The sequence below is a fragment of the Nocardioides sp. genome, from assembly GCF_031422975.1.
Taxonomy (GTDB): domain Bacteria; phylum Actinomycetota; class Actinomycetes; order Propionibacteriales; family Nocardioidaceae; genus Nocardioides.
In genome coordinates this window covers 1-4535 of sequence record NZ_JANPEO010000108.1, presented here as the reverse complement: position 1 = coordinate 4535, position 4535 = coordinate 1, and the positions used below count along the sequence as shown (strand labels likewise).

The 4535-nt window shown below is 69.3% G+C and carries 8 protein-coding genes; 7 read left to right on the top strand and 1 reads right to left on the bottom strand.

The window, feature by feature from the left end:
• Positions 1 to 565, bottom strand: a 565-nt coding sequence (locus tag RMO85_RS03555; RefSeq protein ID WP_310526508.1) for an ABC transporter substrate-binding protein, incomplete at its 3' end; no start/stop codon positions are given.
• A 39-nt stretch (positions 566 to 604) separates the two neighbouring features.
• Here RMO85_RS03555 and RMO85_RS03550 point away from each other — a divergent pair.
• From RMO85_RS03550 to RMO85_RS03520, 7 genes are all read left to right on the top strand, one after another.
• Complete coding sequence (locus RMO85_RS03550; protein WP_310526506.1) at positions 605 to 1132, top strand: DUF1697 domain-containing protein; 528 nt, start codon at positions 605 to 607, stop codon at positions 1130 to 1132.
• 173 nt (positions 1133 to 1305) lie between these two features.
• On the top strand, positions 1306 to 1602 hold the full coding sequence (gene clpS, locus RMO85_RS03545) for an ATP-dependent Clp protease adapter ClpS (protein WP_310526505.1): 297 nt from the start codon (positions 1306 to 1308) through the stop codon (positions 1600 to 1602).
• 1 nt (position 1603) lies between these two features.
• On the top strand, positions 1604 to 2188 hold the full coding sequence (locus tag RMO85_RS03540; RefSeq protein WP_310526504.1) for a DUF2017 domain-containing protein: 585 nt from the start codon (positions 1604 to 1606) through the stop codon (positions 2186 to 2188).
• On the top strand, positions 2185 to 3387 hold the full coding sequence (locus RMO85_RS03535; RefSeq protein ID WP_310526503.1) for a DUF429 domain-containing protein: 1203 nt from the start codon (positions 2185 to 2187) through the stop codon (positions 3385 to 3387). Before RMO85_RS03540 ends, RMO85_RS03535 begins: the two co-directional genes overlap by 4 nt.
• A gap of 43 nt (positions 3388 to 3430) precedes the next feature.
• Complete coding sequence (locus RMO85_RS03530) at positions 3431 to 3880, top strand: M67 family metallopeptidase (RefSeq protein ID WP_310526502.1); 450 nt, start codon at positions 3431 to 3433, stop codon at positions 3878 to 3880.
• Positions 3880 to 4152 (top strand): MoaD/ThiS family protein, encoded by a 273-nt coding sequence (locus tag RMO85_RS03525; protein WP_310526501.1) that lies wholly within the window; start codon positions 3880 to 3882, stop codon positions 4150 to 4152. The genes RMO85_RS03530 and RMO85_RS03525 overlap by 1 nt, the downstream gene beginning before the upstream one ends.
• Positions 4149 to 4535: pyridoxal-phosphate dependent enzyme (locus tag RMO85_RS03520; protein WP_310526500.1), on the top strand; the 387-nt coding region annotated here is incomplete at its 3' end. The genes RMO85_RS03525 and RMO85_RS03520, both read left to right, overlap by 4 nt.

Here is a 4535-nt window from a genome sequence, read left to right as displayed (position 1 = left end):
CGGTCAGGACCGCCTGCTGCATCAGGGAGGAGTCCTCGTAGGAGATGACCTCGGTGTCCTCAGGGGCGTTCTCGCGGACGTAGTCGGAACCGGTCGTGCCGTCCTGCACCGCGACCTTCTTGCCCTCGAGGTCCTCGAGCGAGGTGATGCCCGCGCCGGTCTTGGTCATCAGGGCCTGGGTGGCCTTGAAGTAGGGATCGGTGAAGTCCATGACGGCCTCGCGTTCGGCGTTGATCGTCATGGCCCCGGCGCCCACGTCGCACTGGCCGCTGTTGAGCGCCTCACCCGTCGTGATCGTCTCCCATGCGACGTCGAGGACCTCGGTGTCGAGCCCCTCGGCATCGGCAGCGACCTCGAGGACCGCGGGGTCGAAGCCGACGACCTCGCCGCCGTCGGTGAACTCGAAGGGCTCGTAGGGGAGGTGGGTGCAGACGGTCAGCGTGCCGTCCTTGACGAGCTCGATGCCCGAGGCGGTGGTCGTCGAGGTGTCCTCCTTGGCGCAACCTGCGGTGGTCGCGGCGAGGACGAGGATGGATAGGACTGCAGTGAGTGCCCGAGTCTTCATGCGTAGCACCCTAGACCGGACTCGCGTCATGATGTCCCCATGCCGACCCATCTCGCGTTCCTCCGGGCGATCAACCTGGGGGCGAAGCGCAAGTTCCCCAAGGACTCGATCAGGGCTGCGTGCGAGAGCGCGGGCTTCACCGACGTCGAGACCTACATCAACACCGGCAACGTCAGGGTGACCTCCTCGTGGCGCTCTCGCGCCAAGGTCGAGGCCGCTCTGGAGGACGCCTTCCGCGAGGCCACCGGGTTCGAGGTGCCGACGATCGTCTTCACCCGGGCGGAGTTCGCAGACGTCGGCAAGAACGCCGAGGCGTTGTACGCCGAACGCGAGCTGGCGCGCCACTACGTCCTGCTCCTCAAGGAGCCCGTGGCCGATGCCGCCGCGGTCGAGGCGCTGTCGACCGACGCCCACCGGGTCGTCGTCCGGGATCGGGCGTGTCACCTTCTCCTGGGGTCGGGCTACGAAGCCGGCGGAGTCGATCCGCTGCGGGTCGAGAAGCTGCTCGGCGTCGCCACCAGCCGCAACCACAACGTCGTCACGACGCTGGCCCGGAAGTGGTGTTGAGGTCTCGAACGTGACCTCGCCACCGTGACACTCGAGCAGGTCGCGCGACATCCGGGCGATCCGGGCCGACGCCCGCAACAACTGGCGGCGGCGGACAGGTGGTGGGCCGACCTCGTTGTCGTCCGCCGCCAGGTGGTCAGCGGTGGCCAACTCCCTGTGACACGATGGCGGGCGTGTCAGCCGCAAGCCCCGTCGAGGTCGATCCGACCCTCACCCCCGACGAGATCACCTTCCTGGCCAAGCCGTGGGTGACGATCGTGTGGAACGACCCGGTCAACCTGATGTCGTATGTCAGCTACGTCTTCCAGAAGTACTTCGGCTATGCCGAGGCGAAGGCCGACAAGCTGATGATGGAGGTCCACAACGACGGCAGGTCGGTCGTTTCGACCGGCACCCGCGAAGAGATGGAGCGCGACGTGCAGGCGATGCACGAATACGGGCTCTGGGCGACGATGGAGAAGGCGACCTGACGTGGGGGCCTTCACGCGCCACCGGAAGTCCCGCCTGATCATCGCCAACTTCACCGGGTTCGAGGCCGACCTGCTCCGGTCGCTGGCGTCCCAGATCGTCGAGCTGCTGCGCAACGAGGCGGCCGTCCCGGACGACTCGCGCGACCCGTTCGAGGCGATGATGGACTTCTCCGGGCCGACCAGCGAGCCGGAGGATCCGGTGCTGCAGCGGCTGTTCCCGACGGCGTACACCGAGGACGCAGAAGCCGCAGCCGAGTTCCGCCGGTTCACCGAGGGCAGCCTGCGCGACGGCAAGGCTGCTGCGGCCTGCATGATCATCGACTGCCTCGAGGAGGCGGGCCTACCGCCGCAGCTCACCGAGGACGGGCTGATGATCGACGTCGAGCTGGATGAGCCGACCGCCGAGACGTGGATGCGGTCCTTCACCGACATCCGGCTCGCGCTCGCCACCCGCCTCGGGGTCGAGGACGGCGACGAGGAGACCTGGTACGCCCTGGACGACGAGGATCCGCGGTCGCAGGCGCACGACATCTACGAGTGGGTCGGCTGGCTCCAGGAGACCATCGTGGAGGCCCTGACCTCGTGAGCCCGATCCCCGACTTCATCCTCGAGATGCGCGAGATGATCGGTCACCACCCGCTCTGGCTGCCCGGCGTCACCGCCGTCATCACCCGCGGCGACGGACACGTCCTGTTGGTCAAGCGCTCCGACAACGGCGCCTGGACGCCGGTCACCGGCATCGTCGACCCGGGGGAGGAGCCGGCCGTCGCCGCCGCCCGTGAGGCGCTCGAGGAGACCGGGGTCGTGATCAGCGTCGACCGCCTCGCCGCGACCACCGTGCTGCCCGAGCTCACCTACGACAACGGCGACCGCGCGTCCTACCTCGATCTGACGTTTGCGTGCACCTGGCTCAGCGGTGAGGCCCACGTCGCCGACGACGAGTCGACCGACGTGCGCTGGTGGCCGGTCGGCGACCTGCCGCCGATGTCGGCGCACATGGCCAGTCGGATCGAGGCCGGGCTCTCGGACGAGCGCGAGGCACGTTTCATCGGCAGGACCACCACGGCCGAGGCCCCCGAGCTGCTGCGCCCGGATCGGCCGGTGCTCGGTGTCGACGCATGCCCGACCGGGTGGGTCGGGGTGCTCCTCGGGCCGGATGGACGGGCCACCGTCCATGTCGCAGGGTCCATCTCCGCGCTGGTGACACTCGTCAGGCAGACGGCCCAACCCGCCGTCGTGGCGATCGACATCCCGATCGGGCTGCCCGATCGTGGCGCTCGCCGCGCCGACGCCGAGGCGCGCCGCGAGCTCGTCGGCAAGGGGTCGTCCGTGTTCCCCACGTTGGCGCGATCGGCGTACGAGGCCCCCACCTACGAGCTGGCGCGGGCCGCAAACCTGAGCGCCACGCAGGGCGAGCGGAGCGCGAGCGCGCAGGCCTACGCCCTGGGCGTGAAGGTCCTCGAGGTCGACGCGTGGATCCGCTCCGGGCCAGGCACCGAGGTCATCGAGGTGCACCCCGAGCTCAGCTTCGCGCGGATGGTCGGGGCGCCGGTGCTCGAGCGGAAGAAGGGCGATGAGGGCTCGCGGGCCCGACGCGAGGCACTGCGTGCGCAGGGCCTGATCGCGCCCGCGTGGTTCCGCGGGTCGGGTTTCGCCGAGGACGACCTCCTCGACGCGTGCGCGGCGGCGTGGAGCGCGGCCAGGCACGACCGCGGTGCGGCTGAGTCCTTCCCGGCCGAGCCGGAAGTCTTCAGCGACGGCATCCCCGCAGCCATCCGCGTGTGAGACGCGGTCGGGCCGCGCAGGGTGCGCCGCCTACCCTTGACGCGTGTTGACCATCGACCAGGCGACGTACGACGCGATCGTCGCGCACGCCAAGCGCGACCACCCCGACGAGGCGTGCGGCATCGTGGCCGGCCCCGAGGGCAGCGATCGGCCTGCCCGGTTCATCGAGATGATCAACGCGGCCGGCAGCCCGACGTTCTACGAGTTCGACTCCACCGACCTGTTCCAGCTCTACAAGGACATGGACGAGCGGGACGAGGAGCCGGTGGTGGTCTACCACTCGCACACCGCGACCGAGGCCTACCCGAGCCGCACCGACATCGGGCTGGCGAGCGAGCCGAATGCGCACTACGTGCTGGTCAGCACACGCGAGCACGGGAATAACGACGGCCCCGTCGAGTTCAGGTCTTACAGAATCATCGACGGCGTCGTGACCGAAGAAGACGTCACGATCACGCCTCCCCAGAAGAGCCAGGAAGAGAGCACCCCCTGATGGCCATCGAGGTCCGTATCCCCACCATCCTTCGCCCCTACACCGACGGCGCCAAGGCGGTCGAGGCCGACGGCGCCACGCTCACGGCGCTGATCGACGACCTCGAGGGCAACCACCCCGGCCTCAAGGACCGCCTCCTCGACAACGGCGACCTGCGCCGCTTCGTCAACGTCTACATCAACGACGAGGACGTGCGCTTCATCGGCGGCCTCGACGCCGAGCTCGCCGACGGCGACCAGGTCGTCGTGCTCCCGGCGGTCGCGGGCGGATGACGCGCTTCGACAGCCTCCTGGAGTCCGTGGGCGGTACGCCGCTGATCGGGCTGCCGCGGCTGTCGCCGAGCCCGGACGTCCGCATCTGGGCCAAGATGGAGGACCGCAACCCGACCGGCTCCATCAAGGACCGGCCCGCGCTCAAGATGATCGAGCAGGCGGAGAAGGACGGGACGCTCCGTCCGGGCGCCACCATCCTCGAGCCGACCAGCGGCAACACCGGCATCTCGCTGGCGATGGCCGCCAAGCTCAAGGGCTATCGCATCGTCTGCGTGATGCCCGAGAACACCTCGGTCGAGCGCAAGCAGATCCTGCGCATGTGGGGCGCGGAGATCGTGTCGTCGCCTGCCGCCGGTGGCTCGAACGAGGCCGTGCGCGTGGCC

Bases quoted from the DNA above. Each gene is read 5' to 3' on its own strand.
- RMO85_RS03550 (WP_310526506.1), top strand. From the start codon at position 605: ATGCCGACCCATCTCGCGTTCCTCCGGGCGATCAACCTGGGGGCGAAG.
- RMO85_RS03525 (WP_310526501.1), top strand. From the start codon at position 3,880: ATGGCCATCGAGGTCCGTATCCCCACCATCCTTCGCCCCTACACCGAC.